The organism is Microvirga sp. 2TAF3 (assembly GCF_052114965.1).
Classification (GTDB): Bacteria; Pseudomonadota; Alphaproteobacteria; order Rhizobiales; family Beijerinckiaceae; genus Microvirga.
Genome location: NZ_JBFRFT010000003.1, coordinates 189,726 through 207,318 on the forward strand (window position 1 = coordinate 189,726; position 17,593 = coordinate 207,318).

Here is a 17,593-nt window from a genome sequence, read left to right on the forward strand (position 1 = left end):
CGGTCGTCTTTTACAGAAAGCCTTACCTCGCAATGCCCCGTTTGTCTCCTCGGGCCGCGCAAGTCTTGCCACCTCGCGGAATGATAGCCGGCTTCAGCGAGTTTCTTCAGTAACGGCGCCTGAATAGTCCGCGCTTATGCTCAACGCCCCTGGAAAATGAACGCCGCCCCCGCCGCGATCAGGGCGAAGCCGATCAGGTGGTTCCAGCTCAGCGGTTCCTTCAGGTACAGCACGGAAAAGCCTGCGAAGACAATCAGGGTGATGACCTCCTGCATGGTCTTCAACTCGGCAGCGGAATAGACCGCCGAGCCGATGCGGTTGGCCGGCACGGCGAACCAGTATTCGACGAAGGCGATGCCCCAGCTCAGCAGCACGGCGATCCAGAGGGGAGTCGCCTTGAACTTGAGATGGCCATACCAGGCGAAGGTCATAAAGACGTTCGAGGCGATCAGCATGGCCACGGGGGCGGCATAAGGATTCATGGATTTTTACCAAGGAGAGTGAGGACGATCCACCCTGCCCTATTCATCCATCTGTGCCTGTCAAGCGGTGGCATGTCCTTCGAGCTCTCAGCAGGCCCGCGGCAGCCGAAGGGCGGCGCAGCGAACGCTGAGCCGCTCCAGCACCTGCTTCCCTCCTGCGATCTGCGGATGGGACGGATCGAAGCCCTCGCGCTCCTCCCGCCGTGTCACGAACCCACTCGCCTTCTCGAAGGCTGCATCGAGACGGGTCTCGCTCCGCAGGGCCCTGTTGAAGAAGGCATCGCCGAAATAGGTCCAGGCGGCTCCATCCTGGCAGCCGAAGGACGGCCTGTCGGCGGCGGCAGCCGTGATCACCAGGGTCCGCTCGTCCGCCAGCGCCTTGGCGAAGATGCCGGAATAGCAGGCCGAGACGATGACCACCCGGTTCCTGGCCCTGGTCTCGTTGAGGAGCGCGCCCACATTCGCCGGCGTCACCATTCGCTTGTCGCGCCGCGAGACCAGGCCGATCCCGTCCGGACTGCCGTGAGAGGTAAGGACGAGCACGACGATGTCCTCCTCCGGGTCGAGGGCCTGACCCGCAGCCTGGGCGGCGGCAAGAAGCGAGGCGGGCGTCGCATCGGAGCGGCGCTTGGTGTTGAATCTGACGATGGTGCGCCCCTTCGATCCGATCTGCTGCTCCAGGATCCTCGCCGCGCCCTTGGCCTCGCTTTCGAAGACGCTTTGAGGGCCCCAGAGGCCGAAGGACAGGATGTAGACATCGGTCTCGCCCGGACGATGCGGCGCGAGCTTGAACGTATCAGGCAGGAGCGCCTGCTGGCTCAGCGCCCCCATCGGCGTCCCGAGGAACAAAGCAGCGCCGATCAAGGCACAGGAGAGGAACCGGCGCATCATGAACTCCCAGGCGTCAGAATGTTTCAGCCATATCGTAACTTCATAGCAAGGATGAGCGCTACGAGAATAAACGTGACGCTGTTGGCGAAGATGATCGGCGCATTGCCGGCCATGATGCCATAGATCAGCCAGAGACCGACCCCGAACGTGAAAATGCTCTGGGTGACGAGGGAAAGGGACTTCGTGTCCTTGGTCCGGATGGTCCGGAAAGCCTGCGGCAGCCAGCACACGGTCGTCAGGATGGCGGCTACGAAGCCGAGGATTTCAAGACCGGACATGATTGGATCGAATCGCGAGGAAATGAGGCAGCATTATCACGTCCATTCTGAAGGACTTATGAAATTCCGGGCGTAAGGGGTCGCGAAATTGCGCTGCCACGGGGCTATGGGACGCACCGCCCAGCGACATAACTCACTCGTGGAAGCTGAACCGAACGCCTTCTTCCGGGTTTTCCTGTCATGACGCAGAAACGAGATTTTTCCCACGAGGTTTCGATGGACATTGCAGTCGACAAGGTTTGCGACCTCATCACCCGCGTGAAGGCGATCGACGTGAAGGAGGGCGTGACCGATCCGGATTCCGGATCCAACCCCACCGACGACGGCAATATCGACATGCTGACCACGAACCCCGACGATTCGACGGAGGAAGAGGTCCGGGAAGTGGTCGCCGGTCTCAACGACGACGAGCGGGCCGACCTGATCGCCCTTGTCTATATCGGCCGCGGCGACATGGAACCGATGGAATGGGGCGATGCGGTACGCCTCGCCCGCGAACGCGAGGCCTCGAGTGCGCTTTCCACGGCGGACTGGCTCATCGGCATCCCCAATCTCGGCGACCTCCTGGACGAGGGCCTGAACGCCCTGGGACGGAGCTGCGACTGATTACTGCCCCAGGCCCGAGCGCCACCCGGAATTGGAACACGCGAGAACGTGAACGGCAAAACCGGATCCCGCCTCTGCCGACCGCACGCCGACGCCGCATTTGCGACAAGGATCGCGATGACACTCCGCATCGTGCTTCATGGAGAGTGCCATGCCCCCACGCCACCCGCCACGATCCCCCGCCGGGCCTGCGGGAAACCCCGGCGACGCGGCTCCTGAAGAGTCGCGCACCGGCACAGTTCCCGTCGGCGAACCCGGCAATCTCACATCGCCGATGCCACAGGGCGAACCCGCATCCGACGAGCAGAAACGAGCGGACGACTCAGAACGCGCCCGCATGGAACGCGCCGCGCGCTACCTGAAGGGTCCTACCGCTTTCTCCGCGTAACCCCCTTTTTTCAAGAGGCCGTGAACCTCCCGCCGCATCACGCACCACGCTCCTGTTCATCCCTTCGAAGGTCGGCTTTCGATCGATGGCCCGCTGCCGGGCTGAGCGCCTGGAACAACTCACGGGTAGGCTATCGCTCCGCCCGCGAGATACGGATCCACGGATTCCCTGCCCCCTCTCCGTGAGGGGGCAAGTTCCCCACCCTTCCCAAATCCGGCCGTTTGTACCATATTCGTTCCATGGCCAAAGCACCCAAGAAGCCCAAGCTTTCCACCGGGAAGGCGTCGAAACCTGAATTGAAGCCGCTGGATACCTATCTGGCCGATCTGCTGAATCCCGCGGTCAATCGGGAGCGGCAGGCGGCGGAAGGGTTCGCCGAGCGGGCGCAGGAGACCTTCATCCACGGCAATGTCACGGATGTGGACCCGGCGCTCGCGAAGAAGCTCGGCTTGAAGGGGCCCGATGACGGGCCGGACACACTGCGCGACGACGAAGGCGCGCCCGAACCGCTCGACGTCAACGGCGTTTCGGCCACCGTGGATGCGCTCACCAAGCTGCTGACCGAAGGCGATCCGCGCTTCAAGGATGGCAAGCTCTGGGTGCCGCACCGCCCGACTCGGCCGGAGAAGTCCGAGGGCGGCATTCCGTTCAAGCTGGTGTCGGACTTCAAGCCCTCGGGCGACCAGCCCACCGCCATCGCTGAGCTGGTGGACGGCGTGCGCCGCAACGAGCGCGATCAGGTGCTGCTCGGCGTCACCGGCTCGGGTAAGACCTTCACCATGGCGCAGGTGATCGCGGCGACGCAACGCCCCGCGTTGATCCTCGCGCCCAACAAGACGCTGGCGGCGCAGCTCTACGGCGAGTTCAAGTCGTTCTTCCCCGACAACGCGGTGGAATATTTCGTCTCCTATTACGATTACTACCAGCCCGAGGCCTACGTTCCGCGCTCGGATACCTTCATCGAGAAGGAATCCTCCATCAACGAGCAGATCGACCGCATGCGCCACGCCGCGACGCGCGCGCTGATCGAGCGCGACGACGTCATCATCGTCGCCTCCGTGTCGTGCATCTACGGTATCGGCTCGGTCGAGACCTATACGGCCATGACCTTCTCGGTGAAGGTGGGCGAGCGCATCGAGCAGCGCCAGCTCATCGCGGACCTCGTGGCCTTGCAATACAAGCGCATCCAGAACGATTTCGCCCGCGGCACCTTTCGCGTGCGCGGCGACGTGATCGAGCTCTTTCCGGCCCACTTGGAAGATCGCGCCTGGCGCATCGGCCTGTTCGGCGACGAGATTGAAAGCATCGTCGAGTTCGATCCGCTCACCGGCAAGAAGACGAACGATCTCTCTTTCGTGAAGGTCTATGCGAACTCGCACTACGTGACGCCGCGCCCGACCCTGCAACAGGCGGTAAAGGGCATCGAGACGGAGTTGCAGCAGCGGCTGAAGGAGCTGGCGCGCATGGGCCGCCTGCTCGAAGCGCAGCGCCTGGAGCAGCGCACGCAGTTCGACCTCGAGATGATCGAGGCCACCGGCGTGTGCAACGGCATCGAAAACTATTCGCGCTATCTCACCGGCCGCAAGCCCGGCGAGCCGCCGCCGACCCTCTTCGAATATCTGCCCGACAACGCACTGGTCTTCACCGACGAGAGCCATGTTACCGTGCCGCAGATCGGCGGCATGTATCGCGGCGACTTCAGGCGCAAGGCCACCCTCGCGGAATACGGCTTCCGCCTGCCCTCCTGCATGGACAACCGCCCGCTGCGTTTCGAGGAATGGGACGCGATGCGCCCGCAATCGGTGCATGTGTCCGCGACGCCAGCGAAGTGGGAGATGGAACAGACCGGCGGCGTGTTCGTGGAGCAGGTCATCCGCCCCACGGGCCTCGTCGACCCGGTGGTGGAAATCCGGCCCGCGCGCAGCCAGGTGGACGATCTCCTGCACGAGGTGAAGGAGCTTGCCGCCAACGGCTATCGCGCGCTCGTCACCACGCTCACCAAGCGCATGTCGGAAGACCTCACGGAGTATCTGCACGAGAACGGCGTGCGCGTGCGCTACATGCACTCCGACATCGACACGCTGGAGCGCATCGAAATCATCCGCGATCTGCGCCTCGGCGCCTTCGACGTGCTGGTCGGCATCAACCTGTTGCGCGAGGGTCTCGACATTCCCGAATGCGCGCTCGTCGCCATTCTCGATGCGGACAAGGAAGGCTTTTTGCGTTCCGAAACATCCCTGGTGCAGACCATCGGCCGCGCAGCGCGCAACGTGGAAGGCAAGGCGATCCTCTATGCGGATCACATGACCGGCTCCATGGAGCGCGCGATTGCGGAAACCAACCGCCGCCGCGAGAAGCAGCTCGCCTACAACGCCGAGCACGGCATCACGCCGCAGAGCGTGAAGAAGAACATCGCCGACATTCTGGAAAGCGTCTACGAGCGCGACCATGTCAGCGTCGATACGGGCCTTGCCAAGACAGGCGAGACCGTGGGCCACAACCTCAAGGCCGTGATCGCGGATATGGAAAAGCGCATGCGCGAGGCCGCCGCGAACCTGGAATTCGAGGAAGCCGCGCGGCTTCGCGACGAGCTCAAGCGCCTGCAGGCGACGGAGCTTGCCATCAGCGACGATCCGCTGGCCCGCCAAACCGAGGTGGAGCGCGAAGCCGGGCGCTATTCCGGCTCCCGCAAATACGGCCGCAATGCCAATCTCCCGCCGAAGGGACTGCCGCCCTCGCCGGAGGGCGCGAGCCCCGCCGAGGAGGATACCCATATCTGGGGTCCCACCGGCAAGAGCCGTTCGGACGAGGGCACCCGCATCCGCAAGCCCACCCTCGACGAAATGGGCCCCGGCACGGACCGCGAAGTGCCCCTGAACTTCAAGGAACGCCCCCTGCCGCGCTCGACCCAAGGGCATGGCGGGCAGAAGCCGAAATACAAGGGACGCAAAGGGCGGTAAGGTCCGCCCCGCCTCTTCCGCCACCCCGACCTCGTGCCCGGCGAAGGGATCAGCCCGGCTGGGTCGCTAGAATCCCCGCCATGATCGAGCCGATGAAGGTGCCGACCACGGCGGCCGTCGCCATCGCCTTGGGCAGGAGAAGACCGGCGTGCCGGGCGTCTGGATACCAGCCCGCCACGACGGTGCGCCACTGCCAATAGAGCGAGAACGACCAGAGGCCCGGATAGGGCCGGTTCTCCCGCCGGCAGATATCCCAGACGATCCGGTCGTTGATCCGGTAGAACACCACCGACGCCGCTCCGAAAAGCGCCAAGCAGACAAGCCCCACCCAAGCCATCACCCGAAGCTCCGGCCTTCATCCCGCCCGCCATGATGAAGGCAGGGCGGGCCATCTTTATGGCGATGGGGGAGCGCCGAGGTCGCCCCTGACATCCCCCGGCGAGCGCAGTGCGGGAGGGGGATCCAGCGTCCAGCGTGGCGCTGATGGATTCCCTTCCCCTCCGCTGCGCTACGGCCGGGAATGACACGCGCAGCGTCACCTCTCCCGTGGGGAGAGGTCGGAACCATTAGGTCCGGGGGAGGGGTACAGGTCTGTCCGGATCACGCGCATCCCCTCCCCCTTGCGGGGAGGGGGCAGGGGTGGGGGTCGTAAAGTCGAAACGATCCCTCACTCATTGATACGTCCAGGCCGCTACCGGCGCCTTGCTGATTGTTCACTCACCCGGTCGTTCCACCCCCACCCTCAATCCCTCCCCGCAAGGGGGAGGGAAAGCCGCGTGTCCCAGCATCACTTGCGGCAGAAGAAGGGTGGGAAGGTGCTGGCCGTTCCCGCGTTCATCGCCGCGACGACCATCATGTTCGCAAGGTCGAGTTCCTCGGCGGACCGGGGGCAGACATCGGTCTTCTCCCTGCAACCCGACGCCAGGAAGGCCTCGTGACGGTCGAGGAATTCCTGTCCCAGACCCTGTGTCCCCCGCCGCGCGATGGCCTCGGCCCACGCCTTCTTGTAACGGGCGCACTTCACCTCGGGCCAGTTTTGTTGGGATTGGCTTTCCTGCGCGACGGCGAAAGACGCCCCGCCGACAGCCGCGAAGACCAACAAGGCCGCGAGCGCGGCGATCAATCGTGTCGGACGGCCCATCTCACCCTCGTCTTGCGCGGCACGGGCGCGATGGACCACGACGCCCGGTCCGGGTCAAGGCTTCGGAGCGGGGCATGCTTGTGGCGGCGGAGGAGCGAGCGAAACCCACCCCTGTCATCCCCGTTCTCCGCCCTTCCCTCACCCGCACAAGCCCGTCATCCCCGGATTGTGCCAGGGATCCACGCCTTGCTCCGCTACGGCGTGGGAAAACGCGAGATGGCCGGGACAAGCCCGGCTATGACGAGGGGAGACATTGGGATGGAGCGAGAGGATGCCCCTGGCGCAAGGAGCGCCCGCTGCCGGTTCAACGCAAAGGCATGGGGGCAGAAGTCGAAGTATCGGAAGGGGCGGTGAGGGGCTCTCGCGTGAACGCGATGATTCTACAAACTAACCACCCCAACCAATCTCAAATTGGCGCTACTTTATCCGCTAGCAAGAAGAGGCTCAAGTCTATCTTTAGTTGTGGAACCAGCCTTCTTCTTTAACGACTTGTCGCTCTGAACAGGATAAAAATCACTACGTTCAGTGCTTTCGGCAGTAGGGAAATTGTGAATCTTAAAAGGATCAATCACGAACTCGCCATTCATACGCTCAGCCATTCTTTTCGAGGTCGAGATAATCAACTCGATCTCAGCAGTCCACTCATTATGGTTCTGAGCCATCGCGCCTCTCCCTGTCGAAGCGATTCACTTTTACTGGTGAACCTAAACTGATTCGTACGGGTATCTAGGGTCTAAACAAAACATTAACAGGGAGTTTAGAGCTGAATGTCTGACGCGTTAAAATCTGCCGAGTGTCCGGAGCTGGTGTTTGGAATCGCAGGACCGATTGGTGTTGATATCGACGCCATCACAGATAGCCTATTTAACGCGCTTCGGGCGGTGCGATATGAATCTCAAGTTATCAAAATAACCTCAGAAATGGAGTTCTTCCATTCGGGCATCAATAAGCCAGAGGAACAAAATTTTTTCACCGAAGTGACCTATAAAATCGACTATGCGAACGCGCTCTGCAAAAAATATGCGGATAGCTCGACCTTAGCGCGGATCGCAATTCGCGGCATTCAGGCTCAGCGAGCGCGCCTAACCGGGAACTCCCAAAAGGCCAAAGACAATACAGCGTATATTATCAGACAACTTAAGAGACCAGATGAAATTTACCTCCTTCGACAAGTCTATGGAAAGCAATTTGTTTTAGTATCCGCATATGGATCAGCAGAACAGCGTAAAAAACTGATAGAAAATAAGCTGAAACGCACGCTTTCAACGCTTACTACTGCCCATGAGGTTTCAAGCAAAGCGGACGAACTAATCGAGCGAGATGCGAGCGAGGACGGAGAGTTTTTTGGCCAGAAACTTCGTGAAACTTTTCATCTTGCCGATGTTTTTATAGATGGTATCTCGAAGCAGGAGATGGATGAAAAATTAAGTCGCTTTGTTAATGCATTTTTTGGGAGAACTGATATCACCCCTTCCAAAGAAGAATACGGGATGTATGCTGCTAAATCAGCATCTTTACGCTCTTCCGATCTTTCAAGACAGGTTGGAGCTGCGATTTTTTCAAAGGAAGGTGAACTTATAACACAAGGGTGCAACGAAGTTCCCAAGGCATTTGGTGGAACATATTGGGATCTTGAGGAACCGGACTACCGTGACGTGAGAATCGGGCACGATCCCAATGAGATTCTAAAAAAAGAACTTCTGAGAGATTTATTTGATCGCTTAAAGAGAGCAAACTTACTTTCGGAAACCGCCTTAAGACTTGGCCCACCTGCCAAGATAGTTGAGAAATTAAGCAAAAAAGCCAAAATCGGTGTTGCCGATAGTGCGGATGGCCCCCTTGTCGGAGCCATCGCGATGGATTTGACAGAGTATGGACGTGTTGTCCACGCAGAGATGTGCGCAATATGCGACGCGGCTCGATTGGGGCGCAGCATCAAAGGAGCACGACTTTATTGCACAACGTTTCCTTGCCATAATTGCACTAAACATATTTTGGCTGCGGGAATTGAGAAGGTTATCTATATGGAGCCCTATCCTAAAAGTAAGGCTAAAGATCTTCACGAGAACGAAATCGAAATAGAAGCGGAAACCGCCGGCAAGGTATCATTCATTCCTTTTCTCGGCATCTCCCCCCATCGCTATCGCGACATCTTCCAAAAAGGGAAACGAAAGAACCCCGATGGTTCAGCTAAGCGTTGGTACGGGGGCGTTGAAAAACCGATGCTAGATAACGTGCCTATCTCTTACATCGATTTAGAATATACAGCTCTTGGTTCGCTTATTGGAACGATCGAACGGAAAGCAGCATCAAAAAAATCGAAATTGACAATAAAAAAATAACAACAAACCATAAATCAAATACTGTATATTATAATAAAATCTTTCGCTTATATTTTCATCACTTCACTCACGATAGAAGCGGGATCGTCATCGAGCGCCTCTGCCACCTCCATAAACTCAAGCGTATCAAGCCGACGCTCGCCGCTTTCGTATTTACTGACATAGGTCTTGTAGTTGCCCAACCGCTCACTCAGCTCTTCCTGAGTGAGGTCCGCCTTCTTACGCGCGTGGCGAAGAGGCATGCAGAGCTTTTCTTGTCGCGTCGTGTGAATCGACTTCATGTCGCGGTCTGCACTATCCGTCAGCTTTCAATCCGCACTTCCTTCACGATGGAAGTGGGATCAACCCCAAGAGCCTCCGCCACGACAATCGTCTCAATGAGTGTCAATTCCCGCTCGCCACTCTCGTATTTGCTGACGTAGCCCTTGTACGCCCCGAGCCGCTTTTCCAGCTCGATCTGCGTAAGACCAGCCTTCTTGCGGGCGTGCCGAAGGAGCATGCAGAGCTTTTCGTGCCGCGTCGTGTGAATGGATCGCATGGAACCGTCGGACCTGTGGACGACGGGCGAAATATGCAAATTTAGAGAATTCTCCGATTAGACGGAATATTCTCTATATTAGAGATTTATGATAATTGCTGGCGGAGCAATCCGTTCCAGTCCGTCGAGAAGCCTGCCCATGTCCACCTCCTGGAAACGCTCCCGCGAAGCCAAGCTCTGGCGCAGTCTCGATACGGCGCAGGCCATGCGCATCGTGGCCGATTGCTATGGGGCGGGAGCCGGGGCGGAGGTGCTGTTGCGGACGTTTCTGGCGGAGAGGGATCTGAACCTGCCCGCCGTGCGGTTCTGGCTCGCAGTCTATGCGGAATTGAAGGGGCCGGGACCCCAGGCGAATCTCCCTCACGCGCCTTTGGGTTGAGCGGGATGGCGGCGGATCGGGGATTAGCGCGACGGATTTCCCTTCCTCTTGCGGGGAGGGATTGAGGGTGGGGCAGAACAACCGGGTGAGCGGGCCGTCCAGCAAGGCGCCGGTATTCGCCTTGAGCCTTCGCCAATTCACATAGCGCTCCGACTTTGCGCCCCCCACCTCCAACTCCTCCCCGCAAGGGGGAGGAGAGCAGGTTGCGCTCTCTCCGGAGAAGGCGCGCCCCTCACCCGCCGCGCAGGCTCCGGTCTCACAAAGGCACGGCGAAGGAGCAGCGCAGGCCCTCGGCGTGGAAGCACATGTCGAGGGAGCCTTCCAGCTCGTTGCGGATGCCGCGCTCGATGAGCCGCGAGCCGAAACCCTTGCGGGTGGGTTCGCGGACGAGCGGGCCGTTCTTCTCCACCCAATCGACCTTGAGCACCGGCTTGCCGGCGGGGTCGCGTTCGGTGCGCCAGGCGATGTCGACGCTCCCCTGCGGCGCGGAAAGGGCGCCGTATTTCACGGCATTGGTGGCGAGTTCGTGGAAGGCCATGCCGAAGGTCAGCGCCTGCTGGGGCGTGAGGCGGATTGAATCTCCCACCGCGCAGACCCGCCGCTCGTCGATGCCGCCATAGGGCTCCAGCTCCGCGCAGAGGATCTCGCGCATGGAGGCGCTTTCCCACAATTCCTGAGTCAGGATGTTGTGGGTCGCCGAGAGCGCGAGCAGGCGGGCCTGGAAGGCCTCCTTGAAAGCCTCCAAACTGGTGCTGCCGCGCAGGGTCTGCACGGCAAGCGATTGCACGACGGAGAGCGTATTCTTCACCCGGTGGTTCAATTCGTGAACCAGCAGGTTCTGCCGCTCCTGCACCTGCTTGCGCTCGGTGATGTCGAGACACGCGCCGACCATGAGGGAATGGGGATGCTTCTTCGGATCGCGGATCATGCGGCAGCGGGCATACATCCACCGCACGGCGCCATCCGGAAGCACGGCGCGGAACTCGTAATCAGCGCTGCCGTGCAGCTTCGCATCGCGAATGGTCGCGCGGACATGGGCGCGATCCTCCGGGTGCACGAGGTGCAGGAAGGCCTCGCCGCGCCGCGGCTCCTGATCGGGAATGAGCCGGAACAGATGAACCAGCGCCGGGTCCCATTCGATGCAATCCTCGCGGATATTCCACCGCCACGTGCCCGTGCCAGAGGCTTCCAGCGCCGCAACGAGCTTCTCCTGCGCGACCTCCAGCCGTTCGACGGTGCCTCTCAGCGCCGATGCGACGAGGACCGACAGCCTCGCGCCGAAAAAGTAAAGCCCCAGATCCGCGAGCGTGCTTGCCGCGAAAAGAGGCGTGTCGCTGTAGGCCAGAAAGAGAATCGCGACGGTTGCCCCGAGCAACAGAGCAAACATGCCCGCCCCCGCGCCACCCAGCACGGCCGCCATGAGCACGATCGGGTAGAGCGTGATATCGAGAAGATTGTCACCGAGGAAAGGTTGAAGCGCCATGCGTACGCCGATCCCGACCAACACCATGACGGTCGTGATCACATAGGCAAGGCTGGAATTGGCGGGCACCAACTTGGTGTAACGGGTCAGCAAGGGCGAACTCTGGCACGAGTTACGAGACAAGATAACGTATCAAATAAGAGGTGCCGATATTCGCATCTTCGTGTCAATCCTTCGCGGACGACACGCTCCTTCCCTGTTCGGCGGCATAGTCGGGAGGGGCTAGGTCCAGAGGCCCGGAGGGCGCCCCGTCATCCGCTAAGGGGACAGCGGATGACGGGTTTCCCGATCACACGCAGGATCGGGAATGCGACCTTGCCTCTTGCGGCCCGGTTGGAGGCCGACGGGCGACGGGAGCTTGCATGACAGAGCCCCCGCCCTCGCCTGCCTCCAAGCCATCGCATGGCTGCGGCGGGAAAAGAGATAGACGCGAGCCCAGGCCTCCGATGTGCGCGGCCACACGGGACCGCCCGTGGATGAAGGTCCGGAAGCAGGCGTCGCGCCGGAGCTTCAGATTCGTCCCATCAGCAGCAGGATGATGAAAATGATGAGGATGACGCCGAGGATACCGCTCGGGCCGTAACCCCAGCCGCGGCTGTAGGGCCAGGCCGGAACGGCGCCCAGGAGAAGCAGGATGACGATGATGAGCAGAATAGTGCTGATTGCCATGGTGAAGTGTCCTTGACCTGTTGCCTCGACCCTTCCCTGCGTGCTGCTGCCGGGGAGGGTCTTCCAAGATCCTTGATGGTTGGGAGAGCCGTCGGAGCAGCGCTCTCCGCCGCTCCGACGCGCTGTCACGCTCCCGCGCTCAAGGTGTCCATGCTGAGAAACTTGGCAGTACGGATTAAGTTCCCCCTGAAGGAAATTGGGGGTTCGGCGAAAGGAATCCGTGCGGCAGGGGGAACGATAAAGCCAACCTGGACGTTGGACGTGAGGCGATTGGGTGCCGCCATGAGTGCGACCCATCAGGGAGGTCGCGAACCCGCATGGACCAGGATGACCCAATGGAACCGAAAAACCGTAAAAACGAATCCTATGGCAAATCTTATGACGATCCCGAGCCCATTCCGGGAATGAAAAGATCGTCGCCGGCCCTCACCCGTTCGATCCAGGTTCAGATCGGTCAGCGCCTGCGCCAGTTCTACGAGTCGCTGGCTCTGGGAGAGACGCCCGTACCCGAAAGGTTCATCGAAATCATCAATCGCCTCGATCAAAGGGTGCCGGAGAAGCAGCAATCATGAGCATCGACATCAACCTTCGCGATTCCATGCTCAAGGCGACGCCGAACTTGCGCGCCTTTGCGATCTCTCTCACCAACAATGTCGATCGCGCCGACGACCTCGTGCAGGAAACCCTGATGCGGGCGATCGCCAATATCGACCGCTTCCAGCCGGGCACGAACATGCAGGCTTGGCTCTTCACCATCCTGCGCAATCTCTTCCATTCCGAATACCGCAAGCGCCGCCGCGAGGTGGAGGATGCGGACGGGAAATATGCAGCGACCCTCTCGGTCCAGCCGGACCAGATACCTCATCTCGACTTCGAGGACCTGCAAAAGGCTCTCGCCCGCCTGCCGCACGACCAGCGGGAAGCGCTGCTGCTCGTCGGCGCCTCGGGCTTCTCCTACGAGCAGGCTGCGGAGATCTGCGGCTGCGCCGTGGGTACTATCAAGAGCAGGGTCAACCGCGCACGCAACCGGCTCGCCGAGCTGATGCATTTCACCGACATGGATGAAGATATCGGTCCCGACCGCGTGACCTTGTCGGTCATGGCCGCGGTCGCTTGACCGGAACGGCCGCTGAAGCGGCCGTCAGAGCATCGCGCGCAAAAGTGGACCCGGTTTTGTGGCCACATGATGCTCCCATCAAAGGAGAAAGCATCGGATGGTCCTAAAAGTGGAAGCCACTTTAGGTCCGATGCTTTAGCGGCGGCGGAACTGCGGATTGCCGCGCTGCGGCGGCCGGGGACCGGACGAACCGGAATCCTTATGACGGAAGATGAGGCGACCCTTTTCCAGATCGTAGGGGGACATCTCCACCGTCACGCGGTCGCCCGCGAGCGTCTTGATGCGGTTCTTCTTCATCTTGCCCGCCGTATAGGCAATGACCTCGTGCCCGTTATCGAGCTGCACGCGATAGCGCGCATCGGGCAGAATTTCGGTCACCAGACCTTCGAACGTGATGAGCTCTTCCTTTGCCATGCAAAGCCTTCCGTCTCAAAAACAAAAAAGCCGCCCCTCAGCGGAACGGCTGATATGCAAGAGGGCGCGACAGGCACGCCCTCCGGCATCAAACCCTTACGCGTTCTGCAGGTTCACTGCAGAGGCGCGGCCGGTGCGCTGGTCGGTCTGAAGCTCGTAGGAGATCTTCTGACCTTCGCGGAGACCGCGCATACCAGCGCGCTCAAGCGCCGTCGCATGAACGAACACGTCCTTGCCGCCGTTGTCGGGCTGGATGAAACCATAGCCTTTGGTTTCATTGTACCACTTCACGGTTCCCGTTTCCATGGGAATTCCCTTTCACTGTCGTTTGCACGTAGGTGGAAGCCAAAGCCAAACCACCCATTAGTCGATATTGGTAGAGAGAAGGAACGTGCGCTCGGCAGTGCCAAAGCGAAGTAGCCCAGTCGTCCGGCCAAATGTCGATGGGAAATAACTAGGCGAAGGTCGGGGCAATTGCAAGACATCCACTACTTTTGCACCTGTCGAGCTACCCCTAAGCTTGCCCGATACCATGCCGGCCCCACTCCCCTTCCCGACTGACCATCCTCTCCTCTGAACTCGGCCTTTTAGACATGGTTCCAATCGCCTTCAAATCCCAGGAAACGCAAGGAACTGTCTCCTCCCCCCTTCGTTGGCCTGCAGAGCCGCCCGGCATGGCGGCCCTATTCAAACAACCGAGGAACGCTCTCATGGTCAACGATCGTTACCGCTATGATCCGGATCGGTATCGCGGCCGACCCTTAAGCCGGCGCGACAGGGAAGAGGCCTATCGCGGCCGCGACCGTTATGGTTCCGACTACGATTACAGCAGACATGAGGATGACGATTACATTGCCCGGCGCGCCTTCGGCAATCCCTCGTCCGGCTACGGCCGTAATCGCAGCTACGAAACGGGGCGCGAGCGCGATTTCGGGGACTCCGCCGGTTACGGCACAGGCGGCTCGGCCCGCGATTGGCGCGATGTAGTCGGCGAGGATCGCAGGCGCGGCATGACGGGCTACGGCGTCGATTACAGCCGCAGCCAGGATCCCTACATGGGCTATGGCTCCTCCTACGAGGAGGATCGTGACCGCTACGGATCGGGCTATTTCGGCCGCGGCTCCCGTGATTACGGCGACGAGCGCAGCTTCTTCGAGCGGGCCGGCGACGAAGTGCGATCATGGTTCGGCGATGAAGAGGCCGAACGCCGCCGCGACATGGATATGCGACGCTCCGCACAATACCATCGCGGGCGCGGCCCCAAGGGCTATCAGCGCTCCGACGAGCGCATCCGCGAGGACGTGAACGACCGCCTGACCGACGATCCCCATATCGACGCCTCGGAGATCCAGGTGACCGTCTCGAGCCGCGAGGTGACACTCGATGGAACGGTCGGCAGCCGTTTCGAAAAGCGTCACGCGGAAGATATCGCCGAATTCGTATCCGGCGTGACCCATGTCCAGAACAATCTGCGGGTTCAGCAGGTTGCGGATGCCGGCATGGAAGGCAGCATGTTCTCAGGTTCCGATACATCCCGCTCAACCGACAAAGAGCAGCCCTCTCTCGGGGTGGGCACGACCAGCCGACGGGTGACGGGCGCGTCTAATACCTGACGCCTGTCGTCCACAATCGAGGACACCCCGGCCATCCGGGGTGTCTTTTGCGTTTCAGGCAAGGTTTCACCGGCAGAACCGGGTTGTCCTGGCAAGGAAACAGGCCCACCGCCACGGAGGATGCCCCCATTTATCGCCCCATCCCCTCTTGCCTTTCGCTCCACAGCCTGCAACCCCATATGTGGCGGGGAGGCTGAGAACGATAATGGCAGGTATTTCCGTCACTCTTGAGGGCAATAACATTCAGCTCGCTTTCCAGAAGGGCGAGCAATCGACCGCTGTCGTCATGGATCCCCACGCGGCGCGTTCCCTCGTCAGGGCCCTGAGCCAACTCCTTATGGCCATCGGCGAAAGCTCCGAGGAAGGCGAAGACGGTACGGAAGAAATGCTGGACGTCACCTCGCCTACCATCGATATCGGCATGGATGAGAATGGCATGGCCGTCGTCGCCCTTCAGGCTGGTCCGATGCCCCCCTTCATGCTGCGTTTGAAGGATGACGAGGCTCGGCATATCGCCAACAGCCTGCTTGAGATCTTGAACAGCCCGCGCGACGTCAGGATCTCGCTCGGAGGCCACTAGCCTTCCCTTTAAGGCGCCTTCTGACGGAGTCAGGGGCTCCTGGTTCGCACGGCGGAGCATCGAGAGGGTCGCGCACGTTCTGTCGATCGTGCCACCTTTCGCGCTCGATCGAGGAACTTCGATACCCTCATCCGGTTGTCGAACGCGGGCATCTTGCCACGCTTCGGACGAGGTCGATGACGGTTCACAACCCGGACTTTACCCCAATCGCGCATCCAGGCGTCCCGATCCTCGACGCCAAGGCCGAGCCGACGCTGAAATATCCCGAGGCAGAGGCCTTCTACGCGGAAGCGCTGCGGGAGCTGAACCAGCTCGGCCTGCCCTTCCTGCTGGCTGGAACCTATGCGCTTTCAGCCTATACGGGCATCACGCGTCCGACGAAGGATCTCGATATCTTCTGCAAAGCCGGCGACTACACGCGCGTCCTGTCCCATTTCAAGAACCTCGGCTACGCGATCGAGATCGAGGACGACCGCTGGCTCGGCAAGGTTTTCAAGGGGCGCTATTTCTTCGATGTGATCTTCGCCTCGTCGAACGGCACGATGCCGATCGGCGATCAATGGTTCGAGAATGCCCGGCAGATCGAAGTCTTCGGCTCGCCGGTCCGCATCGTCGGCCCGACCGAACTCGTCTGGTCCAAATGCTTCATTCAGCTCCGCCACCGCTATGACGGAGCCGATGTCGCTCACACCATCCTCAAGGCCAATGACCTGATCGATTGGCATCGGCTCCTGGCTTACATGGAGGTGCATTGGGAAGTGCTCCTGATGCATCTTCTCAACTTCCGCTGGATCTACCCGACCGAGCGCGACAACGTTCCGCGCTGGGTCATGGACGAGCTTCTCGACCGGCTTTCCAAGCAGCTCGATCTGCCCCCACCGCAGATGAAGGTTTGCCGCGGGCGAATGTTCTCCCGCGTGGATTATGAAATCGACGTCAAGGAATGGGGCTTCGCCGATGTGGGCGGCGAAGGCGAATGGCGGAATGACTGAGGCACATCCCCCCTTGAGGGTCGCCGCCATGGGCGATCTCCATGTCCGTGAAGACAACGTGGAATCCTATCGCGAGCTCTTCGGTGAAATCTCCAGGGAAGCCGATGTTCTCGTCCTGACGGGCGACCTGACCGATCTCGGCAAGCCCCGCGAAGCCGAGCTTCTGGCGCAGGACATCAAGGCCTGTTCCATTCCCGTGGTCGGCGTGCTCGGCAACCATGATTACGAATGCGGTGCGCCCGAGGAGGTCTCGCGGATCCTTCGCGATGCGGGAATGCGCCTGCTCGATGGCCAATCTTGCGAGATCGGCGGCGTCGGTTTCGTCGGTGTGAAGGGCTTCGCAGGCGGATTCGGCCGGCGTATGCTCGGATCCTTCGGTGAGCCCGCCATCAAGCAATTCGTGAGCGAGGCCATGAACGAAACCTTACGCCTTGAGAACGCCATGCGTCAGGTCCGCACCAAGCGCTCCGTCGTCATCCTTCACTATGCCCCCATCGTCGAGACGATCGAAAGCGAGCCTTTGGAAATCTACCCGTTCCTCGGCTCGTCGCGGCTTGCCGAGACCATCGACCGTTTCAAGGTCACGGCCATCGTGCATGGCCACGCGCACCGGGGCCGCTATGAAGGACGCACCCCCGGCGGGCAGCCGGTCTACAATGTGGCCAGACACATCGAGAAGCCGACGGGCAAGCCCTATGCGATATTGGAAATTTAGGCTGC

At 60.5% G+C, this 17,593-nt stretch carries 23 protein-coding genes; 11 read left to right on the forward strand and 12 right to left on the reverse strand.

Going from position 1 to position 17,593, the window contains the following annotated elements; genetic code table 11:
* Nucleotides 1–140: 140 nt before the first annotated feature.
* From AB4Y97_RS05005 to AB4Y97_RS05015, 3 genes are all read right to left on the reverse strand, one after another.
* Entirely contained in the window at nucleotides 141–482 is a 342-nt protein-coding gene (locus AB4Y97_RS05005) for a DMT family protein (RefSeq protein ID WP_441997913.1), read from the reverse strand.
* Between the two features lie 87 nt (nucleotides 483–569).
* Nucleotides 570–1,373 (reverse strand): C13 family peptidase, encoded by an 804-nt coding sequence (locus tag AB4Y97_RS05010; protein WP_441997914.1) that lies wholly within the window; start codon nucleotides 1,371–1,373, stop codon nucleotides 570–572.
* Nucleotides 1,374–1,396: 23 nt separating this feature from the next.
* Nucleotides 1,397–1,651, reverse strand: coding sequence for a SemiSWEET transporter (locus AB4Y97_RS05015; RefSeq protein WP_441997915.1), 255 nt, complete (start codon nucleotides 1,649–1,651; stop codon nucleotides 1,397–1,399).
* A gap of 216 nt (nucleotides 1,652–1,867) precedes the next feature.
* On the opposite strand from AB4Y97_RS05015, the gene AB4Y97_RS05020 reads away from it, so the two are divergent.
* The 3 genes from AB4Y97_RS05020 (at nucleotide 1,868) to uvrB (ending at nucleotide 5,605) form a co-directional block, all read left to right on the forward strand.
* Nucleotides 1,868–2,257 (forward strand): DUF3775 domain-containing protein, encoded by a 390-nt coding sequence (locus tag AB4Y97_RS05020; protein ID WP_441997916.1) that lies wholly within the window; start codon nucleotides 1,868–1,870, stop codon nucleotides 2,255–2,257.
* 151 nt (nucleotides 2,258–2,408) lie between these two features.
* On the forward strand, nucleotides 2,409–2,645 hold the full coding sequence (locus AB4Y97_RS05025; RefSeq protein ID WP_441997917.1) for a hypothetical protein: 237 nt from the start codon (nucleotides 2,409–2,411) through the stop codon (nucleotides 2,643–2,645).
* Between the two features lie 239 nt (nucleotides 2,646–2,884).
* A complete protein-coding gene (gene uvrB, locus AB4Y97_RS05030; RefSeq protein ID WP_441997918.1) occupies nucleotides 2,885–5,605 on the forward strand; it encodes an excinuclease ABC subunit UvrB in 2,721 nt (906 codons plus the stop codon).
* A 49-nt stretch (nucleotides 5,606–5,654) separates the two neighbouring features.
* Here the strand turns inward: uvrB and AB4Y97_RS05035 are convergent, their stop codons facing one another.
* The 3 genes from AB4Y97_RS05035 to AB4Y97_RS05045 form a co-directional block, all read right to left on the reverse strand.
* Nucleotides 5,655–5,942, reverse strand: coding sequence for a hypothetical protein (locus AB4Y97_RS05035; protein WP_441997919.1), 288 nt, complete (start codon nucleotides 5,940–5,942; stop codon nucleotides 5,655–5,657).
* Between the two features lie 450 nt (nucleotides 5,943–6,392).
* Nucleotides 6,393–6,746 carry a hypothetical protein gene (locus tag AB4Y97_RS05040; RefSeq protein WP_441997920.1) on the reverse strand — a complete coding sequence of 118 codons (354 nt, stop codon included), beginning with the start codon at nucleotides 6,744–6,746 and terminating at the stop codon, nucleotides 6,393–6,395.
* Nucleotides 6,747–7,168: 422 nt separating this feature from the next.
* Nucleotides 7,169–7,408: a hypothetical protein gene (locus tag AB4Y97_RS05045; protein ID WP_441997921.1), complete on the reverse strand. Its 240-nt coding sequence runs from the start codon at nucleotides 7,406–7,408 to the stop codon at nucleotides 7,169–7,171.
* 105 nt (nucleotides 7,409–7,513) lie between these two features.
* Between AB4Y97_RS05045 and AB4Y97_RS05050 the strand changes: the two genes are divergently transcribed.
* Complete coding sequence (locus tag AB4Y97_RS05050; protein WP_441997922.1) at nucleotides 7,514–9,088, forward strand: anti-phage dCTP deaminase; 1,575 nt, start codon at nucleotides 7,514–7,516, stop codon at nucleotides 9,086–9,088.
* A gap of 47 nt (nucleotides 9,089–9,135) precedes the next feature.
* Here AB4Y97_RS05050 and AB4Y97_RS05055 read toward each other — a convergent pair whose 3' ends face one another.
* Nucleotides 9,136–9,369, reverse strand: coding sequence for a helix-turn-helix domain-containing protein (locus AB4Y97_RS05055; RefSeq protein ID WP_441997923.1), 234 nt, complete (start codon nucleotides 9,367–9,369; stop codon nucleotides 9,136–9,138).
* Between the two features lie 20 nt (nucleotides 9,370–9,389).
* Nucleotides 9,390–9,587 (reverse strand): helix-turn-helix domain-containing protein, encoded by a 198-nt coding sequence (locus AB4Y97_RS05060; RefSeq protein WP_441997924.1) that lies wholly within the window; start codon nucleotides 9,585–9,587, stop codon nucleotides 9,390–9,392.
* A 178-nt stretch (nucleotides 9,588–9,765) separates the two neighbouring features.
* Here AB4Y97_RS05060 and AB4Y97_RS05065 point away from each other — a divergent pair, with 178 nt between their 5' ends.
* Nucleotides 9,766–10,005: a hypothetical protein gene (locus AB4Y97_RS05065; RefSeq protein ID WP_441997925.1), complete on the forward strand. Its 240-nt coding sequence runs from the start codon at nucleotides 9,766–9,768 to the stop codon at nucleotides 10,003–10,005.
* Between the two features lie 256 nt (nucleotides 10,006–10,261).
* Here the strand turns inward: AB4Y97_RS05065 and AB4Y97_RS05070 are convergent, their stop codons facing one another.
* On the reverse strand, nucleotides 10,262–11,581 hold the full coding sequence (locus AB4Y97_RS05070) for a sensor histidine kinase (protein WP_441997926.1): 1,320 nt from the start codon (nucleotides 11,579–11,581) through the stop codon (nucleotides 10,262–10,264).
* 417 nt (nucleotides 11,582–11,998) lie between these two features.
* Complete coding sequence (locus AB4Y97_RS05075; RefSeq protein ID WP_441997927.1) at nucleotides 11,999–12,157, reverse strand: DUF3309 family protein; 159 nt, start codon at nucleotides 12,155–12,157, stop codon at nucleotides 11,999–12,001.
* Nucleotides 12,158–12,474: 317 nt separating this feature from the next.
* On the opposite strand from AB4Y97_RS05075, the gene AB4Y97_RS05080 reads away from it, so the two are divergent.
* Nucleotides 12,475–12,729, forward strand: a complete 255-nt coding sequence (locus AB4Y97_RS05080; protein ID WP_441997928.1) for a NepR family anti-sigma factor — start codon at nucleotides 12,475–12,477, stop codon at nucleotides 12,727–12,729.
* Entirely contained in the window at nucleotides 12,726–13,274 is a 549-nt protein-coding gene (locus AB4Y97_RS05085) for a sigma-70 family RNA polymerase sigma factor (protein ID WP_441997929.1), read from the forward strand. Before AB4Y97_RS05080 ends, AB4Y97_RS05085 begins: the two co-directional genes overlap by 4 nt.
* 135 nt (nucleotides 13,275–13,409) lie before the next feature.
* Here the strand turns inward: AB4Y97_RS05085 and infA are convergent, their stop codons facing one another.
* Nucleotides 13,410–13,688, reverse strand: a complete 279-nt coding sequence (gene infA, locus AB4Y97_RS05090; protein ID WP_210485076.1) for a translation initiation factor IF-1 — start codon at nucleotides 13,686–13,688, stop codon at nucleotides 13,410–13,412.
* 96 nt (nucleotides 13,689–13,784) lie between these two features.
* A complete protein-coding gene (locus AB4Y97_RS05095; RefSeq protein ID WP_091138623.1) occupies nucleotides 13,785–13,994 on the reverse strand; it encodes a cold-shock protein in 210 nt (69 codons plus the stop codon).
* A 404-nt stretch (nucleotides 13,995–14,398) separates the two neighbouring features.
* On the opposite strand from AB4Y97_RS05095, the gene AB4Y97_RS05100 reads away from it, so the two are divergent.
* From AB4Y97_RS05100 to AB4Y97_RS05115, 4 genes are all read left to right on the forward strand, one after another.
* Nucleotides 14,399–15,301: a BON domain-containing protein gene (locus tag AB4Y97_RS05100; protein ID WP_441997930.1), complete on the forward strand. Its 903-nt coding sequence runs from the start codon at nucleotides 14,399–14,401 to the stop codon at nucleotides 15,299–15,301.
* A 205-nt stretch (nucleotides 15,302–15,506) separates the two neighbouring features.
* On the forward strand, nucleotides 15,507–15,881 hold the full coding sequence (locus AB4Y97_RS05105; protein ID WP_441997931.1) for a hypothetical protein: 375 nt from the start codon (nucleotides 15,507–15,509) through the stop codon (nucleotides 15,879–15,881).
* 176 nt (nucleotides 15,882–16,057) lie between these two features.
* Complete coding sequence (locus AB4Y97_RS05110; RefSeq protein ID WP_441997932.1) at nucleotides 16,058–16,873, forward strand: nucleotidyltransferase family protein; 816 nt, start codon at nucleotides 16,058–16,060, stop codon at nucleotides 16,871–16,873.
* On the forward strand, nucleotides 16,866–17,588 hold the full coding sequence (locus AB4Y97_RS05115; protein ID WP_441997933.1) for a metallophosphoesterase family protein: 723 nt from the start codon (nucleotides 16,866–16,868) through the stop codon (nucleotides 17,586–17,588). The genes AB4Y97_RS05110 and AB4Y97_RS05115 overlap by 8 nt, the downstream gene beginning before the upstream one ends.
* The last annotated feature ends 5 nt before the right edge of the window (nucleotides 17,589–17,593 follow it).

Bases quoted from the DNA above. Each gene is read 5' to 3' on its own strand.
- AB4Y97_RS05005 (WP_441997913.1), bottom strand. From the start codon at position 482: ATGAATCCTTATGCCGCCCCCGTGGCCATGCTGATCGCCTCGAACGTC.
- AB4Y97_RS05010 (WP_441997914.1), bottom strand. From the start codon at position 1,373: ATGATGCGCCGGTTCCTCTCCTGTGCCTTGATCGGCGCTGCTTTGTTC.
- AB4Y97_RS05015 (WP_441997915.1), bottom strand. From the start codon at position 1,651: ATGTCCGGTCTTGAAATCCTCGGCTTCGTAGCCGCCATCCTGACGACC.
- AB4Y97_RS05020 (WP_441997916.1), top strand. From the start codon at position 1,868: ATGGACATTGCAGTCGACAAGGTTTGCGACCTCATCACCCGCGTGAAG.
- AB4Y97_RS05025 (WP_441997917.1), top strand. From the start codon at position 2,409: ATGCCCCCACGCCACCCGCCACGATCCCCCGCCGGGCCTGCGGGAAAC.
- uvrB (WP_441997918.1), top strand. From the start codon at position 2,885: ATGGCCAAAGCACCCAAGAAGCCCAAGCTTTCCACCGGGAAGGCGTCG.
- AB4Y97_RS05035 (WP_441997919.1), bottom strand. From the start codon at position 5,942: ATGGCTTGGGTGGGGCTTGTCTGCTTGGCGCTTTTCGGAGCGGCGTCG.
- AB4Y97_RS05040 (WP_441997920.1), bottom strand. From the start codon at position 6,746: ATGGGCCGTCCGACACGATTGATCGCCGCGCTCGCGGCCTTGTTGGTC.
- AB4Y97_RS05045 (WP_441997921.1), bottom strand. From the start codon at position 7,408: ATGGCTCAGAACCATAATGAGTGGACTGCTGAGATCGAGTTGATTATC.
- AB4Y97_RS05050 (WP_441997922.1), top strand. From the start codon at position 7,514: ATGTCTGACGCGTTAAAATCTGCCGAGTGTCCGGAGCTGGTGTTTGGA.
- AB4Y97_RS05055 (WP_441997923.1), bottom strand. From the start codon at position 9,369: ATGAAGTCGATTCACACGACGCGACAAGAAAAGCTCTGCATGCCTCTT.
- AB4Y97_RS05060 (WP_441997924.1), bottom strand. From the start codon at position 9,587: ATGCTCCTTCGGCACGCCCGCAAGAAGGCTGGTCTTACGCAGATCGAG.
- AB4Y97_RS05065 (WP_441997925.1), top strand. From the start codon at position 9,766: ATGTCCACCTCCTGGAAACGCTCCCGCGAAGCCAAGCTCTGGCGCAGT.
- AB4Y97_RS05075 (WP_441997927.1), bottom strand. From the start codon at position 12,157: ATGGCAATCAGCACTATTCTGCTCATCATCGTCATCCTGCTTCTCCTG.
- AB4Y97_RS05080 (WP_441997928.1), top strand. From the start codon at position 12,475: ATGGACCAGGATGACCCAATGGAACCGAAAAACCGTAAAAACGAATCC.
- AB4Y97_RS05085 (WP_441997929.1), top strand. From the start codon at position 12,726: ATGAGCATCGACATCAACCTTCGCGATTCCATGCTCAAGGCGACGCCG.
- infA (WP_210485076.1), bottom strand. From the start codon at position 13,688: ATGGCAAAGGAAGAGCTCATCACGTTCGAAGGTCTGGTGACCGAAATT.
- AB4Y97_RS05095 (WP_091138623.1), bottom strand. From the start codon at position 13,994: ATGGAAACGGGAACCGTGAAGTGGTACAATGAAACCAAAGGCTATGGT.
- AB4Y97_RS05100 (WP_441997930.1), top strand. From the start codon at position 14,399: ATGGTCAACGATCGTTACCGCTATGATCCGGATCGGTATCGCGGCCGA.
- AB4Y97_RS05105 (WP_441997931.1), top strand. From the start codon at position 15,507: ATGGCAGGTATTTCCGTCACTCTTGAGGGCAATAACATTCAGCTCGCT.
- AB4Y97_RS05110 (WP_441997932.1), top strand. From the start codon at position 16,058: ATGACGGTTCACAACCCGGACTTTACCCCAATCGCGCATCCAGGCGTC.
- AB4Y97_RS05115 (WP_441997933.1), top strand. From the start codon at position 16,866: ATGACTGAGGCACATCCCCCCTTGAGGGTCGCCGCCATGGGCGATCTC.